Origin of the sequence: Bacillus sp. FSL H7-0578 (assembly GCF_038630855.1) — a bacterium.
Lineage (GTDB): Bacteria > Bacillota > Bacilli > Bacillales > Bacillaceae > Bacillus > Bacillus safensis.
Genome location: NZ_CP152045.1, coordinates 838296 through 864699, shown reverse-complemented (window position 1 = coordinate 864699; position 26404 = coordinate 838296). Strand labels below are relative to the sequence as shown.

Annotated in this window: 20 protein-coding genes, 16 tRNA genes, 3 rRNA genes and 1 pseudogene; 5 read left to right on the top strand and 35 right to left on the bottom strand. The window is 44.1% G+C overall.

The window, feature by feature from the left end:
- Nucleotides 1-15 precede the first annotated feature (15 nt).
- The 22 genes from MHB41_RS04350 to MHB41_RS04245 all read right to left on the bottom strand — a co-directional run bounded on the left by MHB41_RS04350 (nucleotide 16) and on the right by MHB41_RS04245 (nucleotide 9541).
- Nucleotides 16-810 carry a phosphotransferase gene (locus tag MHB41_RS04350; RefSeq protein ID WP_340899134.1) on the bottom strand — a complete coding sequence of 265 codons (795 nt, stop codon included), beginning with the start codon at nucleotides 808-810 and terminating at the stop codon, nucleotides 16-18.
- A gap of 422 nt (nucleotides 811-1232) precedes the next feature.
- Nucleotides 1233-1658, bottom strand: coding sequence for a hypothetical protein (locus MHB41_RS04345; protein ID WP_340899136.1), 426 nt, complete (start codon nucleotides 1656-1658; stop codon nucleotides 1233-1235).
- Nucleotides 1659-1982: 324 nt separating this feature from the next.
- Nucleotides 1983-2064, bottom strand: a tRNA-Leu gene (locus MHB41_RS04340).
- Nucleotides 2065-2101: 37 nt separating this feature from the next.
- A tRNA-Leu gene (locus MHB41_RS04335) sits at nucleotides 2102-2190 on the bottom strand.
- A gap of 14 nt (nucleotides 2191-2204) precedes the next feature.
- Nucleotides 2205-2275: transfer RNA gene (locus MHB41_RS04330), tRNA-Cys, on the bottom strand.
- Between the two features lie 5 nt (nucleotides 2276-2280).
- A tRNA-Gly gene (locus tag MHB41_RS04325) sits at nucleotides 2281-2355 on the bottom strand.
- Between the two features lie 7 nt (nucleotides 2356-2362).
- Nucleotides 2363-2434: transfer RNA gene (locus MHB41_RS04320), tRNA-Gln, on the bottom strand.
- A 9-nt stretch (nucleotides 2435-2443) separates the two neighbouring features.
- Nucleotides 2444-2519: transfer RNA gene (locus MHB41_RS04315), tRNA-His, on the bottom strand.
- A 29-nt stretch (nucleotides 2520-2548) separates the two neighbouring features.
- A tRNA-Trp gene (locus MHB41_RS04310) sits at nucleotides 2549-2622 on the bottom strand.
- Nucleotides 2623-2636: 14 nt separating this feature from the next.
- A tRNA-Tyr gene (locus MHB41_RS04305) sits at nucleotides 2637-2721 on the bottom strand.
- A 15-nt stretch (nucleotides 2722-2736) separates the two neighbouring features.
- Nucleotides 2737-2809: transfer RNA gene (locus tag MHB41_RS04300), tRNA-Thr, on the bottom strand.
- A 6-nt stretch (nucleotides 2810-2815) separates the two neighbouring features.
- Nucleotides 2816-2891 (bottom strand) — tRNA-Phe (locus MHB41_RS04295).
- Between the two features lie 18 nt (nucleotides 2892-2909).
- A tRNA-Asp gene (locus MHB41_RS04290) sits at nucleotides 2910-2986 on the bottom strand.
- 4 nt (nucleotides 2987-2990) lie between these two features.
- Nucleotides 2991-3067, bottom strand: a tRNA-Met gene (locus MHB41_RS04285).
- A gap of 12 nt (nucleotides 3068-3079) precedes the next feature.
- Nucleotides 3080-3155 (bottom strand) — tRNA-Val (locus MHB41_RS04280).
- A 33-nt stretch (nucleotides 3156-3188) separates the two neighbouring features.
- Nucleotides 3189-3263, bottom strand: a tRNA-Glu gene (locus MHB41_RS04275).
- A gap of 17 nt (nucleotides 3264-3280) precedes the next feature.
- Nucleotides 3281-3371, bottom strand: a tRNA-Ser gene (locus MHB41_RS04270).
- 4 nt (nucleotides 3372-3375) lie between these two features.
- A tRNA-Asn gene (locus MHB41_RS04265) sits at nucleotides 3376-3450 on the bottom strand.
- A 9-nt stretch (nucleotides 3451-3459) separates the two neighbouring features.
- Nucleotides 3460-3575, bottom strand: a 5S ribosomal RNA gene (gene rrf / locus MHB41_RS04260).
- Between the two features lie 109 nt (nucleotides 3576-3684).
- Nucleotides 3685-6615, bottom strand: a 23S ribosomal RNA gene (locus MHB41_RS04255).
- 182 nt (nucleotides 6616-6797) lie between these two features.
- Nucleotides 6798-8346, bottom strand: a 16S ribosomal RNA gene (locus MHB41_RS04250).
- The 16S, 23S and 5S rRNA genes sit together here with 16 tRNA genes alongside, the layout of an rRNA operon.
- Nucleotides 8347-8662: 316 nt before the next feature.
- On the bottom strand, nucleotides 8663-9541 hold the full coding sequence (locus MHB41_RS04245) for a nucleotidyltransferase-like protein (RefSeq protein ID WP_024425790.1): 879 nt from the start codon (nucleotides 9539-9541) through the stop codon (nucleotides 8663-8665).
- Nucleotides 9542-9730: 189 nt separating this feature from the next.
- Between MHB41_RS04245 and MHB41_RS04240 the strand changes: the two genes are divergently transcribed.
- Nucleotides 9731-10078: a YgzB family protein gene (locus MHB41_RS04240; RefSeq protein ID WP_024425201.1), complete on the top strand. Its 348-nt coding sequence runs from the start codon at nucleotides 9731-9733 to the stop codon at nucleotides 10076-10078.
- Between the two features lie 35 nt (nucleotides 10079-10113).
- Here the strand turns inward: MHB41_RS04240 and perR are convergent, their stop codons facing one another.
- Both perR and bcp read right to left on the bottom strand, forming a co-directional pair.
- Nucleotides 10114-10551 carry a peroxide-responsive transcriptional repressor PerR gene (gene perR, locus MHB41_RS04235; RefSeq protein WP_012009347.1) on the bottom strand — a complete coding sequence of 146 codons (438 nt, stop codon included), beginning with the start codon at nucleotides 10549-10551 and terminating at the stop codon, nucleotides 10114-10116.
- Nucleotides 10552-10708: 157 nt separating this feature from the next.
- A complete protein-coding gene (gene bcp / locus MHB41_RS04230; RefSeq protein ID WP_024425791.1) occupies nucleotides 10709-11176 on the bottom strand; it encodes a thioredoxin-dependent thiol peroxidase in 468 nt (155 codons plus the stop codon).
- Nucleotides 11177-11305: 129 nt separating this feature from the next.
- Between bcp and MHB41_RS04225 the strand changes: the two genes are divergently transcribed.
- Together MHB41_RS04225 and MHB41_RS04220 are read left to right on the top strand one after the other, a co-directional pair.
- A complete protein-coding gene (locus MHB41_RS04225) occupies nucleotides 11306-12601 on the top strand; it encodes a glutamate-1-semialdehyde 2,1-aminomutase (protein ID WP_034284215.1) in 1296 nt (431 codons plus the stop codon).
- Between the two features lie 247 nt (nucleotides 12602-12848).
- On the top strand, nucleotides 12849-13922 hold the full coding sequence (locus MHB41_RS04220) for an aromatic acid exporter family protein (RefSeq protein WP_034284217.1): 1074 nt from the start codon (nucleotides 12849-12851) through the stop codon (nucleotides 13920-13922).
- A 228-nt stretch (nucleotides 13923-14150) separates the two neighbouring features.
- Here MHB41_RS04220 and MHB41_RS04215 read toward each other — a convergent pair whose 3' ends face one another.
- From MHB41_RS04215 to fabL, 10 genes and pseudogenes are all read right to left on the bottom strand, one after another.
- Nucleotides 14151-15047, bottom strand: a complete 897-nt coding sequence (locus tag MHB41_RS04215; RefSeq protein ID WP_034284214.1) for an ABC transporter permease — start codon at nucleotides 15045-15047, stop codon at nucleotides 14151-14153.
- 17 nt (nucleotides 15048-15064) lie between these two features.
- The gene (locus MHB41_RS04210; protein WP_070326863.1) at nucleotides 15065-16066 is read right to left on the bottom strand and encodes an ABC transporter permease; all 1002 of its coding nucleotides are present in this window, start codon (nucleotides 16064-16066) and stop codon (nucleotides 15065-15067) included.
- Between the two features lie 61 nt (nucleotides 16067-16127).
- Complete coding sequence (locus tag MHB41_RS04205) at nucleotides 16128-17714, bottom strand: ABC transporter substrate-binding protein (RefSeq protein ID WP_217008947.1); 1587 nt, start codon at nucleotides 17712-17714, stop codon at nucleotides 16128-16130.
- Complete coding sequence (locus MHB41_RS04200; protein WP_217008946.1) at nucleotides 17689-18666, bottom strand: ABC transporter ATP-binding protein; 978 nt, start codon at nucleotides 18664-18666, stop codon at nucleotides 17689-17691. The genes MHB41_RS04205 and MHB41_RS04200 overlap by 26 nt, the downstream gene beginning before the upstream one ends.
- Nucleotides 18635-19657 carry an ABC transporter ATP-binding protein gene (locus tag MHB41_RS04195; protein ID WP_217008945.1) on the bottom strand — a complete coding sequence of 341 codons (1023 nt, stop codon included), beginning with the start codon at nucleotides 19655-19657 and terminating at the stop codon, nucleotides 18635-18637. The genes MHB41_RS04200 and MHB41_RS04195 overlap by 32 nt, the downstream gene beginning before the upstream one ends.
- A gap of 112 nt (nucleotides 19658-19769) precedes the next feature.
- On the bottom strand, nucleotides 19770-21512 hold the full coding sequence (locus MHB41_RS04190) for an ABC transporter ATP-binding protein (RefSeq protein WP_217008944.1): 1743 nt from the start codon (nucleotides 21510-21512) through the stop codon (nucleotides 19770-19772).
- Nucleotides 21513-21607: 95 nt separating this feature from the next.
- The gene (locus MHB41_RS04185; protein ID WP_217008943.1) at nucleotides 21608-22138 is read right to left on the bottom strand and encodes a DUF402 domain-containing protein; all 531 of its coding nucleotides are present in this window, start codon (nucleotides 22136-22138) and stop codon (nucleotides 21608-21610) included.
- 147 nt (nucleotides 22139-22285) lie between these two features.
- Nucleotides 22286-22546, bottom strand: coding sequence for a YgaB family protein (locus MHB41_RS04180; protein WP_034284208.1), 261 nt, complete (start codon nucleotides 22544-22546; stop codon nucleotides 22286-22288).
- Nucleotides 22547-22721: 175 nt separating this feature from the next.
- Nucleotides 22722-22871 (bottom strand): annotated as a pseudogene (locus tag MHB41_RS04175) (gamma-type small acid-soluble spore protein); the annotation flags it as partial.
- A 75-nt stretch (nucleotides 22872-22946) separates the two neighbouring features.
- Nucleotides 22947-23699, bottom strand: coding sequence for an enoyl-[acyl-carrier-protein] reductase FabL (gene fabL / locus MHB41_RS04170; protein WP_024425211.1), 753 nt, complete (start codon nucleotides 23697-23699; stop codon nucleotides 22947-22949).
- Between the two features lie 81 nt (nucleotides 23700-23780).
- Between fabL and MHB41_RS04165 the strand changes: the two genes are divergently transcribed.
- Nucleotides 23781-24005, top strand: a complete 225-nt coding sequence (locus tag MHB41_RS04165) for a hypothetical protein (RefSeq protein ID WP_003217808.1) — start codon at nucleotides 23781-23783, stop codon at nucleotides 24003-24005.
- Here MHB41_RS04165 and mutY read toward each other — a convergent pair.
- Nucleotides 23992-25092, bottom strand: a complete 1101-nt coding sequence (gene mutY, locus MHB41_RS04160) for an A/G-specific adenine glycosylase (RefSeq protein ID WP_217008942.1) — start codon at nucleotides 25090-25092, stop codon at nucleotides 23992-23994. The two genes, MHB41_RS04165 and mutY, sit on opposite strands and share 14 nt — an antisense overlap.
- A gap of 191 nt (nucleotides 25093-25283) precedes the next feature.
- Between mutY and MHB41_RS04155 the strand changes: the two genes are divergently transcribed.
- Nucleotides 25284-26264 carry a metal-dependent hydrolase gene (locus MHB41_RS04155; protein ID WP_217008941.1) on the top strand — a complete coding sequence of 327 codons (981 nt, stop codon included), beginning with the start codon at nucleotides 25284-25286 and terminating at the stop codon, nucleotides 26262-26264.
- Nucleotides 26265-26404: the final 140 nt, after the last annotated feature.

The window sequence follows — 26404 nt, the reverse complement described above, 5'->3', positions numbered from 1 at the left end:
CACAACGCCGCCTCTTTACATCCATTCTTTTCTATGTTCATGAATAAATTGAATGTCTTTTTGATAATGTTCAAGATGTCCTTCTTGAATCATGTTTTGAAAAGCGATATCACCCTCACACGCTTGTCGTTTCATATACTGACATATCCCTTCTAAACGAAGCAGCACCATATCCAAATAATCTTCTGCTATTTCCTCGCCATAAGATTCAAAAAACAGTTTGACTCTATGCTTTATCTGGTCTGCATGGTCTAATGAAAGATAATTCACGACCTCCCCTGTTTCAGTGCGAAAAAATCTACTGAGAGGCACACATGTATAAAGGGTATATGCGATATCCCAAAGCCTTGGACCAGGAGCAGCTACATCAAAATCAATAATCCCTACTGGTTTTTTATCCTTGAAAATGATGTTGTACATCGCAAAATCATTATGGCAAACAACCTCTATGTTGTTAGGCGTATTGTCCATTCGTTCCCAATCATCTGAAATGGAGAAGTCCTGAACAGCATCATGATAAAGCCTTAACATGCTCGCTATTTCTTTTAAAACATCGTGAGTACACATGTATTCTTTTAAAGGATCATGACCTGCCACGCCATCAATAAAGGACAATACCTCTCTACCTTGTTCATCAACCCCTAAAAACTTTGGAGCATAGGAGAAATTCTTTTTTTCTAAATGCTTTAGCAGCTTTCGTATATTGATATTGTCTGACTTTACTTCTCGACGAACCGTATCTCCAGAACGATATACGTTCGAGACATTGCCACCTGTCAATAACTCCTCATGATCATTTTGTTTTTTCATAAATTCTCCCCTCAAACTGGGTCACCATGTTGATGTCAGCTAAAGATGTGTATGTACCCACAAATATTCATTTAGTTACTCAAAGGTAGTACAACTGTTTTATGTGAATGTGCTGCTCCATTTTGTTTCCTTACATGGTTAAATGTATCTTATCAAATGTTGCAAATCATCTAAAGATTATTCTGCCAAAAGAAGTACATACTCATTATTTTCTAATAGGTTCCTATTTTTTATCTAAATAACTCATTTAAACCACAAAAAAACGTTTTACCACGAGGGTGAAACGTTAGGTTCATGGAAAAACCAATCATGAAAATTTTAAAAGATACCGGTGGCCGGGGTCAAACCAGCACTCCGTGATAAATTATTCTAAAAAGGCAAGGTATACCCTCTTAAAGTAAAGCCCCTGTTAATGAAAAGAATTAAAGTTCTTCCTGATATATTTCTGATTTTATCGGCTTTAAACTCAAAGGTATTTTAAACTCATGAATACTTTCAATATGATTAAAAAAATGATCGATATCGTCATAATCCATTGACCATTCTTCTACCACCTTTAACTTTTTTAACTCGCTTGTTGGTTTAAATAAAAATTCACAGTGTAGTTGTTCCATGTGAGAATAATCATCTTCTTCATAAACTGTAAACTGACGTACAAAGTCAAAATGAAATAGGTCCTCTCCTGTAAAATCATAGACACCACACTGAAATAAAATTTCTTTATCTTCTTCGCCCTCAACTGTCTCCTTTGAAAAAGCCTTAAATGTTTCCCAAACCTTTTTTATATCATCGTTATCTTCACCAATGCTATCTTTAAGATAACTTTCAGCATTTTTAACCGTAATCATTACAACTCTCCCTATGTACAATTTATCCAATCCTCTTTCAATTATCCTACCCCTTTAGTTTAATAATAAGGCAACCATCAATAAAGTAAAAGATAATCTCCTTAATATGTTCCTCAAATGATTCAACATAAGACTTAGTTTCCTTTTCTAAAATTGCTAATTCACCTTTCACCAGTGAATACGATTTAAAGTAATTTTGTCGTGTGAAAAACCAGCTAAAAAAATTAAAAAACGCCCTCCTACAATTTGTAGAAAGACGTTTTAAACGTTGATATTCCTTAATTCTTCTGTAATTGACGACAATAAAGAATATCTAAAACTAGATACCGGTGGCCGGGGTCGAACCGGCACTCCGTGAGGAACACGATTTTGAGTCGTGCGCGTCTGCCAATTCCGCCACACCGGCATGATCATTAAAGAGCGCATCTTATATTAAAAAACAATGGTGCCGAGGGCCGGACTTGAACCGGCACGGTAGTCACCTACCGCAGGATTTTAAGTCCTGTGTGTCTGCCAATTCCACCACCCCGGCAGTCTTTTCAAAAAAGGCGACACCCGGATTTGAACCGGGGATAAAGGTTTTGCAGACCTCTGCCTTACCACTTGGCTATGCCGCCATTATTGGAGCGGAAGACGGGATTCGAACCCGCGACCCCCACCTTGGCAAGGTGGTGTTCTACCACTGAACTACTTCCGCACATCAACTGGGCTAGCTGGATTCGAACCAACGCATGACGGAGTCAAAGTCCGTTGCCTTACCGCTTGGCTATAGCCCAATAATAAAATGGGGCGATTGATGGGAATCGAACCCACGAGTGCCAGAGCCACAATCTGGTGCGTTAACCACTTCGCCACAACCGCCATAGATGTTATGAATCATATTAAGAAATTGGCAGGGGCAGTAGGAATCGAACCCACACCGGAGGTTTTGGAGACCTCTGTTCTACCTTTAAACTATGCCCCTATGAAAATAAAAAATGGTGGAGGGGGGCGGATTCGAACCGCCGAACCCGGAGGGAGCGGATTTACAGTCCGCCGCGTTTAGCCACTTCGCTACCCCTCCACTTTTGAAAAACAGTGCCGGCAAGAGGACTTGAACCCCCAACCTACTGATTACAAGTCAGTTGCTCTACCAGTTGAGCTACACCGGCAAATAGTGGTGGCTCGGGACGGAATCGAACCGCCGACACACGGATTTTCAGTCCGTTGCTCTACCAACTGAGCTACCGAGCCAAGTATTCTTTTGAAAAATGGCGGTCCGGACGGGACTCGAACCCGCGACCTCCTGCGTGACAGGCAGGCATTCTAACCAACTGAACTACCGGACCATTTTGGTTGCGGGGGCAGGATTTGAACCTGCGACCTTCGGGTTATGAGCCCGACGAGCTACCGAACTGCTCCACCCCGCGACGATAAAGATATGGTGGAGGATGACGGGCTCGAACCGCCGACCCTCTGCTTGTAAGGCAGATGCTCTCCCAGCTGAGCTAATCCTCCGAATAAAAAATGCTGGTGTATATTCTATAAAAATGGTGACCCGTACGGGATTCGAACCCGTGTTACCGCCGTGAAAGGGCGGTGTCTTAACCGCTTGACCAACGGGCCCTTTATTATGTAAATTGTGGCGGAGAGCAAGGGATTCGAACCCTTGAGACGGGGTTACCGCCTACACGATTTCCAATCGTGCTCCTTCGGCCACTCGGACAGCTCTCCAAATTGGCTCCGCAGGTAGGATTCGAACCTACGACCGATCGGTTAACAGCCGATAGCTCTACCACTGAGCTACTGCGGAATGAAGAAAGCCTGGCGATGTCCTACTCTCACAGGGGGAAACCCCCAACTACCATCGGCGCTGAAGAGCTTAACTTCCGTGTTCGGTATGGGAACGGGTGTGACCTCTTCGCCATCATCACCAGACAATTTAGTGACAAAAGATATTATACTATGTATTGAAAATAAATCAAGAGATATTTTAAAAATGTTCTCTCAAAACTAGATAACAATGTTCATGCTTCACATTAGAATATAGGTTAAGTCCTCGATCTATTAGTATCTGTCAGCTCCACGTGTCACCACGCTTCCACCTCAGACCTATCAACCTGATCATCTTTCAGGGATCTTACTTCCTTGCGGAATGGGAAATCTCATCTTGAGGGGGGCTTCATGCTTAGATGCTTTCAGCACTTATCCCGTCCGCACATAGCTACCCAGCGATGCCCTTGGCAGAACAACTGGTACACCAGCGGTGCGTCCATCCCGGTCCTCTCGTACTAAGGACAGCTCCTCTCAAATTTCCTGCGCCCGCGACGGATAGGGACCGAACTGTCTCACGACGTTCTGAACCCAGCTCGCGTACCGCTTTAATGGGCGAACAGCCCAACCCTTGGGACCGACTACAGCCCCAGGATGCGATGAGCCGACATCGAGGTGCCAAACCTCCCCGTCGATGTGGACTCTTGGGGGAGATAAGCCTGTTATCCCCGGGGTAGCTTTTATCCGTTGAGCGATGGCCCTTCCATGCGGAACCACCGGATCACTAAGCCCGACTTTCGTCCCTGCTCGACTTGTAGGTCTCGCAGTCAAGCTCCCTTGTGCCTTTACACTCTGCGAATGATTTCCAACCATTCTGAGGGAACCTTTGGGCGCCTCCGTTACATTTTAGGAGGCGACCGCCCCAGTCAAACTGCCCACCTGACACTGTCTCCCTGCCCGATAAGGGCAGCGGGTTAGAAGGTCAATACAGCCAGGGTAGTATCCCACCGATGCCTCCACCGAAGCTAGCGCTCCGGTTTCCAAGGCTCCTACCTATCCTGTACAAGCTGTACCAACATTCAATATCAGGCTGCAGTAAAGCTCCACGGGGTCTTTCCGTCCTGTCGCGGGTAACCTGCATCTTCACAGGTACTATAATTTCACCGAGTCTCTCGTTGAGACAGTGCCCAGATCGTTGCGCCTTTCGTGCGGGTCGGAACTTACCCGACAAGGAATTTCGCTACCTTAGGACCGTTATAGTTACGGCCGCCGTTTACTGGGGCTTCAATTCGCACCTTCGCTTACGCTAAGCGCTCCTCTTAACCTTCCAGCACCGGGCAGGCGTCAGCCCCTATACTTCGCCTTACGGCTTCGCAGAGACCTGTGTTTTTGCTAAACAGTCGCCTGGGCCTATTCACTGCGGCTTCTCGGGGCTTTAACACCCTAAGAAGCACCCCTTCTCCCGAAGTTACGGGGTCATTTTGCCGAGTTCCTTAACGAGAGTTCTCTCGATCACCTTAGGATTCTCTCCTCGCCTACCTGTGTCGGTTTGCGGTACGGGCACCTCTCACCTCGCTAGAGGCTTTTCTTGGCAGTGTGGAATCAGGAACTTCGCTACTAAATTTCGCTCGCCATCACAGCTCAGCCTTTACGGGAAACGGATTTGCCTATTTCCCAGCCTAACTGCTTGGACGCGGATATCCAATACCGCGCTTACCCTATCCTCCTGCGTCCCCCCATTGCTCAAATGGTGAGGAGGTGGTACAGGAATATCAACCTGTTGTCCATCGCCTACGCCTTTCGGCCTCGGCTTAGGTCCCGACTAACCCTGAGCGGACGAGCCTTCCTCAGGAAACCTTAGGCATTCGGTGGACGGGATTCTCACCCGTCTTTCGCTACTCATACCGGCATTCTCACTTCTAAGCGCTCCACCAGTCCTTCCGGTCTGGCTTCACAGCCCTTAGAACGCTCTCCTACCACTGTTCGTAAGAACAGTCCGCAGCTTCGGTGATACGTTTAGCCCCGGTACATTTTCGGCGCAGAGTCACTCGACCAGTGAGCTATTACGCACTCTTTAAATGGTGGCTGCTTCTAAGCCAACATCCTGGTTGTCTAAGCAACTCCACATCCTTTTCCACTTAACGTATACTTTGGGACCTTAGCTGGCGGTCTGGGCTGTTTCCCTTTCGACTACGGATCTTATCACTCGCAGTCTGACTCCCAAGGATAAGTCATCGGCATTCGGAGTTTGACTGAATTCGGTAACCCGGTAGGGGCCCCTAGTCCAATCAGTGCTCTACCTCCGAGACTCTTACCTTGAGGCTAGCCCTAAAGCTATTTCGGAGAGAACCAGCTATCTCCAGGTTCGATTGGCATTTCACCCCTACCCACACCTCATCCCCGCACTTTTCAACGTGCGTGGGTTCGGGCCTCCATTCAGTGTTACCTGAACTTCACCCTGGACATGGGTAGATCACCTGGTTTCGGGTCTACGACCACGTACTCATGCGCCCTATTCAGACTCGCTTTCGCTGCGGCTCCGCATCTTCTGCTTAACCTTGCACGGGATCGTAACTCGCCGGTTCATTCTACAAAAGGCACGCCATCACCCGTTAACGGGCTCTGACTACTTGTAGGCACACGGTTTCAGGATCTATTTCACTCCCCTTCCGGGGTGCTTTTCACCTTTCCCTCACGGTACTGGTTCACTATCGGTCACTAGGGAGTATTTAGCCTTGGGAGATGGTCCTCCCGGATTCCGACGGAATTTCACGTGTTCCGCCGTACTCAGGATCCACTCTGGAGAGAACGACATTTCAGTTACAGGGCTGTTACCTTCTTTGGCGGGCCTTTCCAGACCTCTTCGCTTATATCATTCCTTTGTAACTCCGTATAGAGTGTCCTACAACCCCAAGAGGCAAGCCTCTTGGTTTGGGCTGTTCCCGTTTCGCTCGCCGCTACTCAGGGAATCGCATTTGCTTTCTCTTCCTCCGGGTACTTAGATGTTTCAGTTCCCCGGGTATGCCTTCTCATACTCTATGTATTCAAGTATGGATACTACTCCATTACGAGCAGTGGGTTTCCCCATTCGGAAATCTCCGGATCAAAGCTTGCTTACAGCTCCCCGAAGCATATCGGTGTTCGTCCCGTCCTTCATCGGCTCCTAGTGCCAAGGCATCCACCGTGCGCCCTTTCTAACTTAACCATTTCTTACTTTAGAAAGAATCACTATGTGTGATGAACTTTGCATTGCATTCAATGTGAATGTATTACTTATTGTTATCTAGTTTTCAAAGAACAATCCTGTCTCGCTAGAGACATGTTTTGAAGGAATGATCCTTCAAAACTAAACAAGACGAAAACGTACGCTGCTCCATATATCCTTAGAAAGGAGGTGATCCAGCCGCACCTTCCGATACGGCTACCTTGTTACGACTTCACCCCAATCATCTGCCCCACCTTCGGCGGCTGGCTCCATAAAGGTTACCTCACCGACTTCGGGTGTTGCAAACTCTCGTGGTGTGACGGGCGGTGTGTACAAGGCCCGGGAACGTATTCACCGCGGCATGCTGATCCGCGATTACTAGCGATTCCAGCTTCACGCAGTCGAGTTGCAGACTGCGATCCGAACTGAGAACAGATTTATGGGATTGGCTAAACCTTGCGGTCTTGCAGCCCTTTGTTCTGTCCATTGTAGCACGTGTGTAGCCCAGGTCATAAGGGGCATGATGATTTGACGTCATCCCCACCTTCCTCCGGTTTGTCACCGGCAGTCACCTTAGAGTGCCCAACTGAATGCTGGCAACTAAGATCAAGGGTTGCGCTCGTTGCGGGACTTAACCCAACATCTCACGACACGAGCTGACGACAACCATGCACCACCTGTCACTCTGTCCCCGAAGGGAAAGCCCTATCTCTAGGGTTGTCAGAGGATGTCAAGACCTGGTAAGGTTCTTCGCGTTGCTTCGAATTAAACCACATGCTCCACCGCTTGTGCGGGCCCCCGTCAATTCCTTTGAGTTTCAGTCTTGCGACCGTACTCCCCAGGCGGAGTGCTTAATGCGTTAGCTGCAGCACTAAGGGGCGGAAACCCCCTAACACTTAGCACTCATCGTTTACGGCGTGGACTACCAGGGTATCTAATCCTGTTCGCTCCCCACGCTTTCGCTCCTCAGCGTCAGTTACAGACCAGAGAGTCGCCTTCGCCACTGGTGTTCCTCCACATCTCTACGCATTTCACCGCTACACGTGGAATTCCACTCTCCTCTTCTGCACTCAAGTTTCCCAGTTTCCAATGACCCTCCCCGGTTGAGCCGGGGGCTTTCACATCAGACTTAAGAAACCGCCTGCGAGCCCTTTACGCCCAATAATTCCGGACAACGCTTGCCACCTACGTATTACCGCGGCTGCTGGCACGTAGTTAGCCGTGGCTTTCTGGTTAGGTACCGTCAAGGTGCGAGCAGTTACTCTCGCACTTGTTCTTCCCTAACAACAGAGCTTTACGATCCGAAAACCTTCATCACTCACGCGGCGTTGCTCCGTCAGACTTTCGTCCATTGCGGAAGATTCCCTACTGCTGCCTCCCGTAGGAGTCTGGGCCGTGTCTCAGTCCCAGTGTGGCCGATCACCCTCTCAGGTCGGCTACGCATCGTCGCCTTGGTGAGCCATTACCCCACCAACTAGCTAATGCGCCGCGGGTCCATCTGTAAGTGACAGCCGAAACCGTCTTTCATCCTTGAACCATGCGGTTCAAGGAACTATCCGGTATTAGCTCCGGTTTCCCGGAGTTATCCCAGTCTTACAGGCAGGTTACCCACGTGTTACTCACCCGTCCGCCGCTAACATCCGGGAGCAAGCTCCCTTCTGTCCGCTCGACTTGCATGTATTAGGCACGCCGCCAGCGTTCGTCCTGAGCCAGGATCAAACTCTCCGAGGTATGCAGGATGCATATCACACATGCGCTGCTACACGATGTAGCGAACTTAGCATGTGATCACTTCCTGCCTCGCCAGTTTGACTGACTACCTATGAAGTATCATAGGATTTTTTTATAAAAACTCGAATTAACAGGTACGTTTTGTCTTGTTTAGTTTTCAAAGATCATCTTCGTCGTCTCTCAGAGGCGACTTTCTTAATATAACATTTGAGCGCCGTGTGCGTCAAGCGTTTTTTAGAATTTCTTTTTGTCAGCTTTTCTTTCAAAGCAACTCAGTTGCTCATTAGCGACGTTTAATAATATACCATCATAATATTCATGCGTCAATATCTTTTTTCACAAAATATCCTCGATGATAGATTTTTTGTCCCTTTGTCTCAATCGGCTCCACTTGAACAATTCCTTTTTCCACAAAGAAATCAATCATGACGCTAAGGTCAGGCGTGAAATACTTTAGATCTGGGTGTGCAAGAAGCTCACCAAAAAGCCATATATCCTTCTGTTCCATGACATGACGCAAATGAGCGGCACCAATTTCTGCTTTTGAATGGATCAAAAAATCATTTGCTAAAAATAAAAGTTCCAAACGTTTATGCAGACTTTCATGGCTTTCAATCAGTTCTGAGTAAAGTTTGTATACTTCAGGTTCCATATGACGCACTTGGTTCCAAACGGTCACTTCTGGGTGGAAGCCTTTATCAATTACTTCAATACGTGCTAGGTGATGCAGGGCATGCACAATGGAATTATATGCATCAAGGAATTGATTTGACTCAAAAAATGCTTTTCCTTCTATATATCTGCGAATGAGCTTGCCATATTCTAAACCGATTTTGAGCTTGCGGTTTGAAAACGGGAATGTACTTAGTTCATCAATTAAGTTGAAGATATATTCATTTCGATCAAACAGGACTTTTCCATTCAAAATCCAATCGATGATTCGGCGGTTAGTGCCGAGGGTAATCCATTCCTTCAGTTGATCATCTGTGACAACATTTAAAGAAGCTGTTTGGTGATCGGATTCATAGTGCTTGATAAATAAAGGCTCTTCCGCTTCTTTTACGATGACCAAAAGTGCTGCATCAAAGTTATCCGTCTCAGAAGATACTTTATGTCTTCTTTCTACTATAATCACAGCTAATGTGTCTGGATGGCTTGCTCTCTCTTGATAAATAGGACGGAGAAGATTTTCCATAGTGATTCCTCCAATACTCGGGTGTAAGGTTCTTCTCTAATGCTATGTATTTCTCCTCATAGAATCAAAATTCCTTCAATACATGAAAAAAGATCATTGAATCATTATAAGCAATTTATTCACAAAACTCTATAACTAATTCAAACGGAAAGGTAAAATGTGCTATATTGGAGATAAGGGGGACTAGGGATGGCGAAATACTCCAGTAAGATTAATAAAATCAGAACATTTGCACTTAGTTTGGTTTTTGTTGGCTTTCTGATCATGTATATCGGTGTGTTCTTCAAGGAATCGATTTGGCTGTCGACTTTCTTTATGCTGCTTGGCGTCTTATCGATTGGATTAAGTACAGCCGTTTACTTTTGGATTGGTATGCTTTCTACGAAGGCAGTACGTGTCGTTTGTCCAGGCTGTGAGAAGGAAACAAAAGTGCTTGGGCGGGTTGACATGTGCATGCATTGCAGGGAGCCGCTTACACTTGATCCAGCATTAGAAGGTAAAGAGTTTGATGAATCCTACAATCGAAAAAAGTCATAAAAATAAGCTGACCTTTTAAACGGTCAGCTTTTTCATTAATGATTTTCTTTTTTCGCACATTCTTGACAAGTTCCATAGATCTCCAAGCGATGATGACTGACTTTAAAGCCTGTCACATGGGATGCAAGCTGTTCAACTTCATCAAGGCCAGGATAGTGAAAATCTACGATTTTTCCGCAGTTTTCACAAATCGCATGGTAGTGGTCAGATGTCGCAAAATCAAATCGGCTTGAGGAATCACCATACGTTAATTCCTTTACTAATCCAGATTCCCGGAAGACTCGTAAATTGTTGTAAACCGTTGCGACACTCATATTTGGAAATTTTCCTTCAAGTGCTTTATATATATCGTCCGCGGTTGGGTGTGTCATAGAATTTACGAGAAACTCCAAGATGGCATGGCGCTGCGGGGTAATTCGAACACCGGTTTCTTTTAGAGCATCTAAAGCGTCTTTTAGTTCGTGAGCAGCCATTTCATCATGCACCTCTCTTCAAAAATATTCTTATATTATAATCTTTATAAATAGTGTACCCCCAGAGCCGAAACTTTGTCAATTACAATCCTCTTTTTTACCTATTCTTCTTTACAAAAAAGACCGGCATGACTGCCGATCTCATCCTGTGAGGATATTAAGCGTGAGCTTTCAATTCCTCAAGCGCTTCCTCTACGTGGTCTTTTACCTTTACTTTTCGCCATTCTTTCACAAGCGTGCCTTCTTTATTAATCAGAAACGTTGAACGCTCGATTCCCATATATTCTTTTCCAAAGTTCTTTTTCAGCTTCCATACCCCAAAGGCTTCAGACAATTTCTGTTCATCGTCTACAAGAAGAAGAAAAGGCAAATCATGTTTTTCTTTAAACTTTTGGTGCTTGTCCTGACTGTCTGGGCTTACGCCGATAATGACAGCATCTAATTCTGCAAAGCTTTGATGGCGGTCGCGGAAATCACATGCTTCTGTTGTACAGCCTGGTGTCATATCTTTTGGATAGAAATAAAGAACAATATGTTTTCCTTTAAAATCAGAAAGCTTTACTTTCTCCCCATTGTCACCGGTTAATTCAATGTCAGGTACTTGCTGCCCTACTTCGATTGTCATGACACAATCCCTCCAACCTATTTTTTAATTAGCCTATCCAATTTTGAGAGGATATTCAACTAAGGACGCTTGCATCGGCATGTTAAAATAATGATAGACGACGTGATACGTTGAGATAGGAGGCTATTTATGAAATTCACAGAATCAGAAAAATTACATCAAGAGGCGCTGGAGCACATTGTTGGGGGTGTCAACAGCCCGTCTCGTTCATATAAGGCAGTAGGCGGCGGTTCACCCGTTGCGATGGAAAGAGGAGAAGGCGCTTATTTTTGGGATGTTGACGGAAACCGCTATATCGATTATCTGGCAGCATACGGTCCAATTATTACAGGACACGCCCACCCGCATATTACAAAAGCCATCACGAAAGCGGCTGAAACAGGTGTCCTTTACGGAACACCAACGAAGCATGAAGTCACTTTTGCTAAAATGCTGAAGGAAGCCATGCCTGCTTTAGACAAAGTTCGTTTTGTCAATTCAGGTACAGAAGCGGTGATGACAACAATTCGAGTGGCTCGCGCATATACAGGCAGAACAAAAATCATTAAGTTTGCCGGATGCTATCACGGCCACTCTGATCTTGTGCTAGTGGCTGCAGGCTCTGGTCCTTCCACTTTAGGAACACCCGATTCCGCGGGCGTACCAAAGAGTATCGCCAATGAAGTCATTACCGTTCCATTTAATGATATTGACAGCTATAAAGAAGCATTAGATCGCTGGGGAGATGAAATAGCAGCTGTCCTTGTCGAACCAATTGTCGGGAACTTTGGCATCGTAGAACCTAAGGACGGTTTCCTGCAGCAGGTCAATGACCTCACACATGAAAAAGGCGCACTGGTGATTTATGATGAAGTCATTACCGCTTTCCGCTTTATGTATGGCGGTGCACAGGATTTGCTTCAAGTAAAACCTGACCTCACTGCATTAGGAAAAATTATTGGCGGCGGACTTCCTATCGGCGCTTACGGCGGTAAAAAAGAAATTATGGAACAAGTGGCCCCGCTTGGACCAGCCTATCAAGCTGGCACAATGGCAGGAAACCCTGCATCCATTCTTTCAGGTATTGCCTGCTTGGAATTGTTAAAAGAAGACGGCGTTTACGAGCGTCTTGATCAGCTAGGCGCTATGTTAGAGGAAGGCATTTTAGCCCATGCCAAAAAGCATCAAGTAGATATTACAGTGAATCGCTTAAAAGGAGCGCTCACAATTTATTTCACAACAGAAACGATTGTGAACTACGAGCAGGCTGAAAATACGGATGGCGAAATGTTTGCCCGTTTCTTCAAATTAATGCTCGCGCAAGGCATTAACCTCGCTCCTTCTAAATATGAAGCTTGGTTCTTAACGATCGCACATACTGAAAAAGATATTTCTGAGACGTTGCAAGCAGTAGATCATGCATTTGCACAGCTGAAACAATCATAATGAAGTCCAAAACAGGCGTAAAAACATGCGTCTGTTTTTTTATTTACCAGCTCTTGTTTGTCAAAAGCGTGCGAATCTGTTACATTTCTTCTCAATACCTTCTTTTGATGTTTTCATGAACTTTCAAAAATCACTTGAATATTTCGGAAGACCGCTGTATATTACTTAGTTGTTTCATCAAAATATGAATGATAAATGACGAGTGATCATCTATTATCGAAAAGAAAGGAATGCAGGGACAAAACCAATGAAACTTGGAGCCCGTATTTTAAAAACTGGTATTGCCATTGTACTCGCGCTTTACCTGGCAACATGGCTTGGGTTGCCAACGCCCGTCTTCGCGGGAATTGCAGCTGTATTTGCTATCCAGCCATCTATTTATCGATCTTTTTTAACCATTGTTGATCAAGTGCAAGCCAATATTATTGGAGCAGCGCTTGCCATTACGTTCGGTCTGCTTTTTGGCACAGGACCAGTCATTATCGGTTTAACCGCCGTCATGGTCATCGCCATTAATTTAAAGCTGAAGATTGAACACACGATTCCGATTGCACTTGTAACCGTCATCGCGATTTTAGAAAGTGCAGGGGATCATTTCCTTTCCTTTGCCCTAATCCGAACAGCTACTGTGGTGTTAGGAGTTCTTTCTTCATTTTTAGTGAATTTAATCTTCCTGCCGCCAAAATATGAAACAAAACTTGTTCATCACATTATGGAAAATACGGAGGAGATTTTAAAATGGATCCGTCTGAGCTCCAGACAGTCTACTGATCATTCCACATTAAAGGATGACATCGATCAAATAAAAGAACGCATGATCAAATTAGATCATATTTACTTGCTATACAAAGAAGAACGAAGCTATTTAAAGAAAACCACGTATGTCAAATCAAGAAAGCTTGTTTTGTTCAGGCAGGCCATTATGACATCGAATCGCGCTCTGTATTTGCTGAAAAAGCTTCATAAATTAGAAAATGAAATTCATTTAATGCCAGAGCATTTCAGGGAAAGCTTAACGGATGAAATTGATTATTTACTGTATTGGCATGAGCGCACATTGATGAAATTCGTCGGAAAAATGAAGCCGCAGGATGATGAATTTCAAAATGAATGCTCTCTTCGCCTTGAGACGTTAACGAAATCATTTATTCAGCATCAGCAAAACCAAGAAAACGACTTACTCGATTACAACATGCTGAATGTCATGTCCAGCATCATCGAATACCGTGATGAATTAGAGCATTTAGATACATTGATTACAAGCTTCCAGACGTATCACCCAAAAGATAGTGAAATTGAGACAGAAGAAAAAGAAGCATAAACAGAAAAGACCGATTCCTAGAATCGGTCTTAAATTGTTGACAAAGAGCTAAAATGATCTTGATTTTAGCTCTTTGTCTTCTTTTCAGCGTAACCTGAAAACCTTTGCAGTCTAGGAAGAACGAGTACCGGAGCGGAGCGAATTGAGTATTCGTGAGCACCGGCACGCAGGACTGACACCGAATGCGAGGGTTTGCCTGCGCGCTAAGACCGATTCTGAGAATCGGTCTTATTTTATTTTCTTCATTTTAGGATCCAGTGTGTCTCTTAATCCATCCCCCATCAGGTTAAAGCCTAGAACCGTCAGCATGATCGCTATTCCTGGGAAGAATAATGTCCAAGGGGCTTGAACGAGATAAGGTCTCGCATCGGCGAGCATTTTCCCCCATTCTGGACTTGGCGCCTGTGCCCCCAATCCTAAAAAGCCTAAAGCCGCTGCCTCAATAATTGCGGTGCCGATTGCTAGCGTTGCCTGTACGATGACTGGCACCATACTATTTGGCAGAATGTGACGCAGTACGATGCGGCGGTGTGACATCCCCACCGCCTTTGCTGCCAGCACGTATTCTTCTTGTTTAATACTCAGCACTTTTGAACGAACGAGCCGTCCAAAGGTTGGGACATTAATTATCGCAATGGCAATAAGGGCATTTTGTAAGGAGGGGCCTAGGATGGAGACAATAGCAATCGCTAATAGAATGCTAGGAAAAGCGAGTAAAATATCAAACAGTCTAGAGATCACAGCATCTAGCACTCTTCCGCCATAGCCTGCTATCAATCCAAGCAGTGTGCCTAAAATGACAGACCCGAGAACCGAGAAGAAACCGACCCATAAGGAAATCCGTGCTCCATGCACAACTCTTGAAAATATATCTCTGCCGAAATCATCCGTACCAAACCAGTGCGCAGCTGAAGGGGCACTAAATCGCTCACCAAGTGATTGCTCATTGATTCCATAAGGAGCAATGAGCGGTGCAAAGATCGCTAGGATCAGAAATAAAAAGACAATCACACTGCCAATGACCGCCAGCTTGTGCTGAAAGAACTGCTTCATTGATTCAAGAATCAATGATTGAGAGCGTTCATCTTTTGTCTGAGGTGGTTCAAGCTCTTTTTGTGCTTCCATATTGTCACTCTCCCTCCCTAATATTTAATCCTTGGATCAATGACCGCATACAAGATGTCCACAATGAAATTGATCAGGACAAATATAAGCGCAACGACAAGAATACCTGTTTGAATGACTGGGTAATCACGATAACTGATGGCGTCATATATATACCGTCCGATTCCCGGCCAAGCAAAAATGGTTTCTGTTAAAATCGCTCCACCAAGCAAGAGGCCCGTTTGAAGACCAATAATCGTCAAGATCGGAATGAGCGCATTTTTCAGGCCATGCTGATAAATGATAAAAAATGAACGTACTCCTTTTGCTTTTGCTGTTCGAATAAAGTCTGAATGAAGCACTTCCAGCATACTTGCCCTTGTAATTCTCGCAATAATCGCAGCAGGAATTGTTGCGAGTGCTGTACTTGGTAAGATCAAATGCTTGATGCTGTCAGTGAATTGATCAAACCGGCCTTGCAAAAGCGTGTCCAGTGTATGAATATACGTGATCGACTCGACTGGATTCCTTACATCTTCTCGGCCTGTTGTCGGCAAAATACCTAATTCGATCGAGAACAGCCACTGCCCCATTAAACCTAACCAGAAAATCGGCATGGACACTCCGATGAGTGCAATAAACATCGCGGCATAATCAAAGAAAGAATGCTTAAACCAAGCACTAATGATTCCGGCATTCACTCCCACAACAATCGCCAGCACCATGGCAAAAAAGGTCAATTCTAACGTCGCAAATAAGTAGGGCTTCATTTCCTGGGCAATAGCCGCTCCTGTTCGAATGGAAGTTCCTAAATCCCCTTTTAAAAGGCCAAGCATATAATGACCGTATTGAACGTACCATGGCTGATCTAAACCGAGCTGGATCGTTAATTGTTCTACTGCCTCTTTCGTTGCCCGCTGTCCTAAGATGACCTGCGCTGGATTTCCAGGTATAAAACGAATAATTGAAAACACGACCAATGTCATTCCGATGAGTACTGGGATGAGCATTCCTGCCCGCTTCATACAATAAGCAAACAAACAGCTTTCACCGCCTTTTTCTTTGTTTGAATAAGGGAGATACAAGATCTCCCTTATTTGCTTATTCGAAATACACGTCAGTTAAAGCTTCTGAACCAGTTGGATGCGGCTGATAGCCTTTTAAATCATTAGAAGCGGCAAGCATTGGAATCGAATGCACCAATGGAATCCAAGGCGCTTCGTCATGAATGATTTCCTGTGCTTTTTTATACAGCTCATTTCGTTTCTTTTGATCTGTGTCTGTTTGCGCTTCAATTAAAATGTCATGCATTTTATCATTTTGAAAAAATGTATAGTTGTTGCCGCCAATGCTGTCTTTGTCCAGCAGCGTGTAAATGAAATTATCAGGATCGCCATTGTCCCCTGTCCAGCCTAATAAGAACACATCTGCTTCCCCTTTACTTGCTTTATCTAAATAGGTGGCCCAGTCATATGTCACAATTTCTGCTTTGACGCCGACCTTTTCAAAATTTGACTGAATGACTTCTGCTACCTTCATCCCATCTGGCATATATGGACGCGGTACAGGCATTGCCCAAAGCTTGATGCGAAAGCCGTCAGGGAAGCCCGCTTCTTTTAATAGTTCTTTCGCTTTTTCTGGATCATACGGATATGGCTCAATGTCGTCATTGTAGCCTTCTAAAGCAGGCGGCAATGGATTTTTTGCTGGCTCAGCAAGTCCGCCATAAAATGACTCAATAATCGATTCTTTATCGACCGCATAATTGAGTGCCTGACGAACGAGCTTGTTATCAAGCGGCTTTCTTGTGACAGTCAGTCCGATATAGCCTACGTTCATCGATGGTCTTTCAATGAGCTGGAGTGCTTTGTCGGTTTTAATGCCATCTAAATCTGATGGATTCACGCCATCCATTAAGTCGATCTCGCCTGTTTTAAGGGCATTTAAACGAGCAGAGTTTTCTGGAATGGAGCGGAAGATGATTTGATTCAGCTTTGGCTTATCCTTCTGCCAATAATCCTCGTTTTTTTCTAACACGATACGGTCGTTTTGCTTCCACTCTTTAAACTTGAATGGTCCTGTCCCCACTGGATTTTCTCTAAATGAATCGCCGCTTTTTTCAACAGCCGCTGGACTTGCGATGCCAAATGGTGACATAGCAATGTTTTTGAGGAATGTCGCCTGCGGGCGCTTTAGCTGAAATTCAATTTCATGCTCGCCTTTGACGATGATGTCTTTAATGACATGCCCTTTATCTTTTTTATAGCCGCCAAACATCCCATAGTAAGGAAACTTTTCTGCGTCTCCATTCATCCAGCGCTCAAAATTGAATTTCACTGCTTCTGCGTTAAAGTCTGTACCATCGTGGAATTTCACACCTTTTCTTAAGTAGAACGTGTATGATTTTCCGTCCTTTGCAACATCCCATTCTGTTGCGAGGCCAGGATGGATGGTCGTGTCTTTCTCACCGTAATTCAAGAGCTTTTGAAATATATTCTCTGTGACCTTAAAGGTTTCGCCTTCTGTTGTGGTGATTGGATCTAGTGAAGTGGAATCTCCCCCTCTGCCAAATACGAGGGTATCTTTTGTTGCCTTTTCTTCTGATGTCGGTGAAGACGAGCATCCCCCTAAAAAGAGCGCCAGTGCCAGCACAAAAATGAAACTACTGAATAACCATGTCTTCTTCATTGTTTTCCTCCTTTTGATATAAATAACACGCGGCTGCGTGCCCCGGTGCCTCCTCATACAAAGCAGGAACTGCTTTCAGGCATTTCTCCCATCTTTTTGGACACCTTTTGTAGAAAGGACAGCCGCCGCGTTCCGTCATTGTGGTCTCTTCTGCTGCCACATCTTGCGCCTCTAGTACGTGATCCATATGTGGAATGGATTTCAGAAGCAGCGACGTATAGGGATGAAGCGGACTGTGAAACACATCTTCGGCAGGCCCCATCTCCACAATGCGCCCAGCATACATGACGGCGATCCGGTCGCTCATATATCTGACAACCCCAAGGTCGTGAGAAATAAACAGATACGTCAGAGAAAGCGTCTTTTGCAATTCAAGCATCAAATTCAAAATTTGCGCTTGAACGGATACATCCAAAGCCGAAACTGGTTCATCGGCAATGACAAGACTTGGGTGCGTAATAAGTGCTCTAGCAATACCGATACGCTGCCTTTGCCCGCCGCTGAATTGATGCGCATAACGTTCTCCGTAGGAAGGATCAAATCCAACAATGTGCAGCATCTCTTTTACCCGTTTCCGTCTTTCTGCTTTCGTCCCATGCTGATGGACAATCAGGGGTTCCTCTAAAATATCTTTGATTTTCATTCTTGGATTTAAAGAAGCATATGGATCTTGAAAGATCATTTGAATGTCTTTTCTTAAGGAACGCATGTCTCGTTCTTTTAGAAGGGTGATCTCCTGCCCTTTTAATTGAATAGAGCCTGACGTCGGTTCAGTCAATCTCATTAGGCTTTTGCCAAGTGTTGATTTCCCGCAGCCTGATTCACCAACAATGCCAAGCGTTTCTCCTTCCTTCACGTGAAAGGACACTTGATTTAAAGCCAAAGTCGATTGTTTATGTTTAGAAAAAAAAGCGGCTGTGTCATACCGTTTTGTCAGCTGATTCACTTGCAAAAGTGGGTGACTCAGTGTCTTCTCCTCCTTCCATTAGAAAACATGCCACGCGGTGATTCTGTTCAATGGATTGTAAGGCTGGATCTTTTTCAAGACATTGCGCCATTTGATATGGGCAGCGTGGTGCAAATTGACAGCCGGACCGGATGGCCCCTGGCTTAGGCACATGACCTGCAATAGAGATGAGCTTTTCTTTTTTCTCTTTAAACGATGGAACTGAGGCGAAAAGACCTTTCGTGTAGGGATGCAGAGGTTTTTGATAAATACGGTCAACGGTTCCTTCTTCTACAATTCGACCGGCATACATAATCATGACTCGCTGGCATATTTGCCGCACGACGCCTAGATCGTGGGTAATAAATAAAATAGCAGTGTCCATCTCTTCGTTCAGCTTTTTGAGCAGACGAAGGATTTGCGCTTGGATGGTCACATCAAGTGCAGTTGTCGGTTCGTCAGCGATCATGAGCTTTGGATGACAAAGCATTGCCATCGCTATCATGACTCGCTGGCGCATGCCGCCTGATAATTCGTGTGGATATTTTTTAAGTAACGATTCCGCTTGCTTCAACCCAACTGTTTGAAGAAGATCAATCGCCTTCGCTTTTGCTTCTTTCTGACCGATTGATTGATGTGTAAAAAGGGCTTCCGTCATTTGTTTGCCGATGGTCATTAATGGGTTCAGAGATGTCATTGGCTCTTGGAAAATCATCGAAATGTCATTTCCTCTTATCTCTCGCCACTGTTTCTCTGAAAGTGACAGCAGATTTTGCCCTTCGAAATAAACCTCGCCCGTTGTATCAGTTTGCTGATTCAGACCCATTAATGACATGCTTGTGATACTTTTCCCGCAACCAGATTCGCCCACAATCCCTAACGTTTCCCCTTTTTGAATCGAGAACGATATGTGATGGACGATGGGTACTTTTTGCTTTTTCTGCTGAAACGCAATGGACAGCTGTTTGACATCTAGCAGCACGTCTTGTTCTTTCACATATTCACCACCCCGTCATACTTTTTAAAATTGTATTGAGACAAGCTGGGAAATATGTCATGTTTTTGACAAGCATAAAAAAGCCTATCCGCTAGAATCGGATAGGCTTCTACTAATTTAAAGTTTGAATGGTAAATAAATGACGATAGTGGCTGTCTTGGTTCATTAATTCTTCGTGTGTTCCTTTTTCCACAATTTCGCCTTGTTCCATGACCACAATTTGGTCAGCATGTGTAATGGTTGATAATCTGTGTGCGACAATAAAGGTTGTGCGATCCTTCGCCAGCTTTTGCATCGCTTCTTGAATGTAATGCTCACTTTCTAAATCAAGTGCGGACGTCGCTTCGTCTAAAATCAAAAGCGGTGGATTTTTAAGAAATACCCTTGCAATGGAAATCCGCTGTTTTTGCCCGCCTGACAGCTTCACGCCCCGTTCTCCTACTTTCGTGTCATATCCTTCAGGAAGAGACATAATAAAATCATGCGCATTTGCCGCTTTTGCAGCCGACACGATATTTTCAAAAGGTGCTTCAGGGTCACCAACCGCAATATTTTCTTTAATCGTGTCACTGAATAGGAATGTATCCTGCAGCACCATTCCGACTTGATTTCGAAGACTTCTTGCTTTGTACTCTTTGATATCAATGCCGTCAATTTCAAGTGACCCGTTTGTGACATCATAAAACCTTGGAATTAAGCTGACGAGTGTCGACTTCCCTCCACCGCTCATTCCTACAAGCGCAACCGTTTGTCCTTTTTCTACTTTCAAGGAGATATTGTGCAGAATCTCTTCCTGCGTGTGTTCATAACGAAACGACACATTTTTAAACTCTATCTCTCCTTTTAAATGATTGGCTTCTTTTGCATTCGGCCGGTCTGTGACCTCATATGGCTCATCAATAAACTCAAAGATCCGATCCATTGATGCAACGGACTGGGTTAACGTCGTGGATGAGTTAATGAGACGGCGAATCGGATTGTACATCCGGTCAATATAGCCGACAAAGGCGATCATGGTCCCAATCGAAAGCGATCCATTAATCACAGTGTAGCCAGCAAATGCAATGATTAACAGCGGTGCAATGTCAGTGATGGTATTGACGACGGCAAATGTTTTGGCGTTCCAATTCGTATGGTTGATTGCTTTGTTTAAGAAATTTTTGTTTTCATCATGAAAATTCTCTTGTTCATATTCTTCAATCGCAAAGCTGCGAATGACCGGCATTCCTTGTACCCGCTCATGCAGGTGCCCTTGCACTTCAGCCAGCGCCTGTGACCGCTCTTTTGTCAGCTTGCGAAGCCGTCCGTAAAAATACTTTACTGCAAACGCGTATAGCGGAAAAATAATGACAGACACGATGGTGAGCTTCAGATCCAGTGTACACATAATAGCGATCACGATCAGTACAGTCATCATATCCAGCCAAATGTTCATGAGCCCTGTGATGACAAATTCCTTTGTCTGCTCCACATCGTTGATCACTCTTGAAATAATTTCTCCTGTTCTCGTGTTGGCATAATAACGAAGACTTAGCTTTTGAATATGCGAGAACAGTTTTTCCCGAATATCAAATAATACCTTACTGCCTGTCCACTGAGCGTAGTATTGTCTATAGTATTCAACAGGCGGCCTCAACACTAAAAATAATACGAGCATGATTCCCATTATGATCAGTAGAGTTGATGTCTTTTCTTCAGCTGACCCCGAGCCTTGAATGACATCATCAATGACATACTTTAAAAGCAGAGGCAAGGTTAAGGGAATCGAAAACTTAATCATTCCGATGACCATTGTCAATGCAATCTGTTTTTTATACGGTGTTACAAAAGCCATGTAGCGTTTAATGACCCCCATGTAAATCTCCTTCCCAATCTATCAGTGCCTCTTATCCGTACGCAGTCAAAAACCTGTTAGCCTAAAAAGCCAAACAGGTTTTTTGATGCTCTTGCTTATTTTGTATAATGTAAAAAACGTTCATACCACATATCCACAAATTCAGGCGCAAACGGACCTTTCCGCTGGTGAATCCAATACAGTAATGTATTCAGATGCTCTCTTAAGATACTATCGATTTCTTTTGGATAATTCATCTGCCTCTTATGATCTGCATATTCGTCCTCATCCAAAATATTGTACGTCATGTCTGGAAAGACTTTGACGTCTAAATCGTAATCAATATACTTAATTGCCTCATCATCTGTCGCAAAAGGAGAGCTGATGTTGCAGTAATAATATACCCCATCATCTCTAAGCATCCCAATTACATTAAACCATTGTTTTGCATGGAAATAGCAAATAGCCGGTTCTCTCGTCATCCAAGTACGGCCGTCGGATTCAGTCACCATTGTACGGTCGTTTGCACCAATGATACACAATTCCGTTGCTTTCAGAATGGTGGTTTCATTCCAAATCCTGTGGATCAAGCCATTATGTTTATAGCTTTGAATTTGGATGGTTTCTCCTTCCTTGGGATAGCCCATATTTTCTCCCCTACTTTCTATAACAAACAAACCTAACAGTCCAAAGACCTAATTTCCCAACTAAACATGTCTCTATTATATTATACCGTTACATCATTAAAAAATGAAATGAAAAAGCCATTCAACCCAATTGAACGGCACACTGACTTACATCACGCTAGAACTCTTTTCCATCTGTTTATATGAGTTGATGACCTCTTCTGTCTGTTTTGTAAATAAGGTTTGCACTTTTTGCAGTTCCTCACGTTTCTGTTTGATCTGATCACAAAGCCTATGCCACTCTTCTTTTTTTTCATCCTGCTGCAATTGTTTTTCTGTTTCTAAGCATAGATCGAGTTCTCCCTGCACATCGAGCAGCTGATCCATGAGCTGCATTTGTTCTTTTACAAGCTGATCGAAATCAGACATCTAACTCCTCCCTTTTCATCGAATCCACTTTTTGTCTGTATACCATTTCTTGAAAGAAAGAAGAAATCCTTTGACTGTTTATGTAGAGGTTTTACAGGTTTTGTCGGATGGTGATGAGAGGCAAAAAAGAAAAGCACTTCATTCGTATATGAAGTGCTTTCCTTTGTTTCAGTGATTAGCTGTTTTGTTGTTTGTTTTGCTCAGCTTTTTGGTTGTATTTTTTTACTTGCTGTACGTCAGTCTCACTAGCAAATTCAGTACCAAATTGACCGCCTTGTGCAGAAGCTTGGTTTTGTTTCTTCACTTGTTGCGCGTTTGTTTTGTTTTGTTGTTGATCCATCATTATCACCTCCACGCACATTAATTTGTGCAGAAGGTGCAGATCCTATTCATGATTTTTTTAAACAAGCAAAGAACGTCCGCCATCCACAATAATCGTCTGGCCTCTAATCATGTCTGCTTTGCCTGATACAAGGAATTCCACGCTGTCGACCATGTCTTTAATTTCCACCATTCGGCCGGCAGGTGTGTTTTTCTTCGCATCTTCTAAAAGCTCTTCACGGTTCGGGAAGTGCTTAAGTGCATCGGTATCGATTGCGCCGCCTGATACAGCATTGACAACGATATTTTTTTGTGACAGCTCAACAGAAAGGTAACGTGTCAAAGCTTCTAGTGCTGCTTTTGATACGCCGACTACTGTGTAATTTTCAAGATAGCGAATAGAGCCTAGTGAGCTAATGCTGACGATATGTCCGCCGCCGTTTTTCTCCATTAGTTTTGCCGCTTCTTGTCCGCAGAATAACAAGGCTTTCGCATTGATATTCATTGTCCAGTCCCAATGATTTTCTTCAAGGTCCATAATTGGACGCTGAACGCCAGATGCCGCATTGTTCACAAATACGTCTAAACGGCCAAACGTTTCGTCAATTTGCTGGAACATGTCTTTGATTTTCTCTGGCTGACCAACGTTGGCTTTGACAACTAATGTTTTAACACCCATCGCTTCAATTTCTTCAGCTGTTTCAAGTGCTGCTTTTTTGCTTCTTGCATAGTTAATGACAATGTCATATCCTTTTTCAGCGAGGCGGAGGGCTACTTCTTTCCCTACTCCTCTGCTGCTTCCTGTAATTAATGCACATTTACGTTGACTCATTATCGTTCATCTCCTGATTTGAATAGTTTTCGTTCATTCGCTTCACACTAATAGGAAAGTTCCTATTAGGAGGTTACATTCATGTATGTCGGACGCGATTTAAGCCAGCTTGGCATGATGTCCAAGGATCAATGGAAAGATACTGAGCTTGCTTACTTTCATCATGCTTTCCAACAAATTTTACCTTATTTGAACGAAGAAGGGCAATCTAAGTATCGAGAAATCATTTCTGAAATCGAAGACCGCGGGGGTCTGCACCGAAATGAAGCAGATTATACTCACGGTACAACGGTTAAATACGACTAGGCTGCTCAAGTGCCATCTTCCAAATTTTTTGGTGTGAGACTGGCAAAGCATACGCATCAAATTCTTCTGTTGTGACTTTCTTCAGCATCGTGTCATCAGATACAGAGGTAACTCGTCCAAAGAAAACAGAAATATTCCAGATGAGGTGGGTAAATACATGCTGAATGGTGCCTTCTAAATCACCAAGCTCCGCTTGTACACCTGCCTCCTCTTTTAAGAAATCAATCAGCTGCTCTTTTTCCGTTTTTCTTCCCTTCATGGTTTCCATATTAGGGAATTCCCATAAATTCGCAAGGAGGCCTGTACTTGGCCGCTTATGAATATATAGGTTGCCTGCGTCATCAAATAACACCGCTGCTGCCATTGATTTTGCAGTCGGCTTTTTCTTTTTGCTTTTCACTGGGAGCTCATGCTGAACGCCTTCCTCAAGTGCCGAGCAATGCATGTTCACAGGGCAAATGAGGCAGGCAGGGGATGTTGGGGTACAAATGAGCGCACCAAGCTCCATCAGCCCTTGATTAAATTCTGACGGCTTTTCCCGGGAAATGAGCTGATCGACCGCAAATTCGAAAATGTTTCTCGTTTTTGGTTTTGCAATATCATCCCATATGGACAAAATACGAGAAATGACCCTCATCACGTTGCCGTCTACCGCAGGATACGGCTTGTTATAGGCAATACTCAGAACTGCGCCGCTCGTATATGGGCCTACACCTTTGAGCTTTGAAAATTGCTCTTTCGTATCAGGCACCACGCCACCGTAGGATTCATATACTTCTTTCACAGCTGCCTGTAAATTACGCACTCTTGAGTAGTAGCCAAGACCTTCCCATGCTTTCATGACCTTTTCTTCATCAGCTAAAGCGAGATCCTTCACCGTCGGAAATTGCTCCATAAACCGGTTGAAATACGGAATGACCGTATCTACTCTCGTTTGCTGGAGCATGACTTCTGATACCCAGACGCGGTATGGATCTTGATTTTCACGCCACGGCAGTGTTCGTTGTTCTTTTTCATACCAATCAATTAAATCATGCTGAAATCCCGCAATATCTTTGCGGTCCAGCTTTTCTTGAATGTCTTTCATATCTATACTCCTTCTCATTGGACCGAGGGCTAACGTTCTGAATAGAACCTTATTTGTTGTATACTGTTTGTAGATACGTTAACATGTTACATTAAATCGGGATAAAGCAAAAGTGATTTTGCACATAGTCTTGATTGGAGACGTATACTTTGTATGATTGTTCCTAAGCATGACAACTAGGAGGTAATCAATTGGACACTGGTACTCATGTAGTAATGGGCATTTCTCTTGGGGGACTTGCACTTTTAGATCCAGCCGTCAGCGCAGATCCACACATGGCACACGCCGTGATGATCGCGACCATCTCCGGCTCCCAAGCACCAGACATTGATACTGTGCTAAAACTAAAAAATAATGCGGTTTATATAAGAAATCACCGAGGATTTACACATTCCATTCCGGCTGTACTGTTCTGGTCATTGCTGATTCCGGCTGTGATTTTCCCATTTGTGCCGGGGGCGAATTTACTTCACCTTTGGTTATGGACACTATTAGCCGTTGTACTTCATGTGTTTGTAGATATATTTAATGCATACGGCACACAGGCCATTCGTCCATTTTCAAAGAAATGGGTAGCACTTGGGATCATTAATACGTTTGATCCGTTTATCTTTTTTACACACCTTGTCGCCATTGTCGTTTGGGCGATTGGCGGACATCCCGGCTATACGTTTATTACGCTGTATGCCGTGATTTTCTGTTACTATATCGTCAGGGTCATCATGCAGCTTCAGATTAAACGTCAGCTGCGTGCACGATTCGATGAAATTGAAGAGATTATTATTTCGCCTACAATGAAGTTCAGACAATGGCGCATTGCCGTAAAATGTAAATCCTCTTTCCATGTTGGGCGCAGCATGAATGGTGAGGTCGTCATTTTAGACACATTTAACCGTGTGCCGGTCCCTGATACTGAAATTATGAAAATTGCTAAGCAAGATGAAAACATTTCAGCCTTTCTCTCCTTCTCCCCTGTCTACCGGTGGGAAGTGGATAAATACAAGGATCATTATGAAGTGCGGTTCATTGATTTGCGCTACCGCAGCAAAGGTCACTATCCTTTTGTCGCGATCTGCCATATCGACATGGACCACCAAATCAAAAATTCCTATACCGGCTGGATTTTCAGTGAAGAAAAACTGCAAAAAAAATTAAGACTCGGCTCTGTGTGAGCGAGTCTTTTTTTGTTGTGTAGGGCTTGAATTTAGGTGAATAGATATTTGAATTTATGTAATTCGCAGAAACTGTGAACTATGCACTTATGTTGAGTGCGACTAAAAACAATTTTAAGTAGTAGATGAACAATGGTATT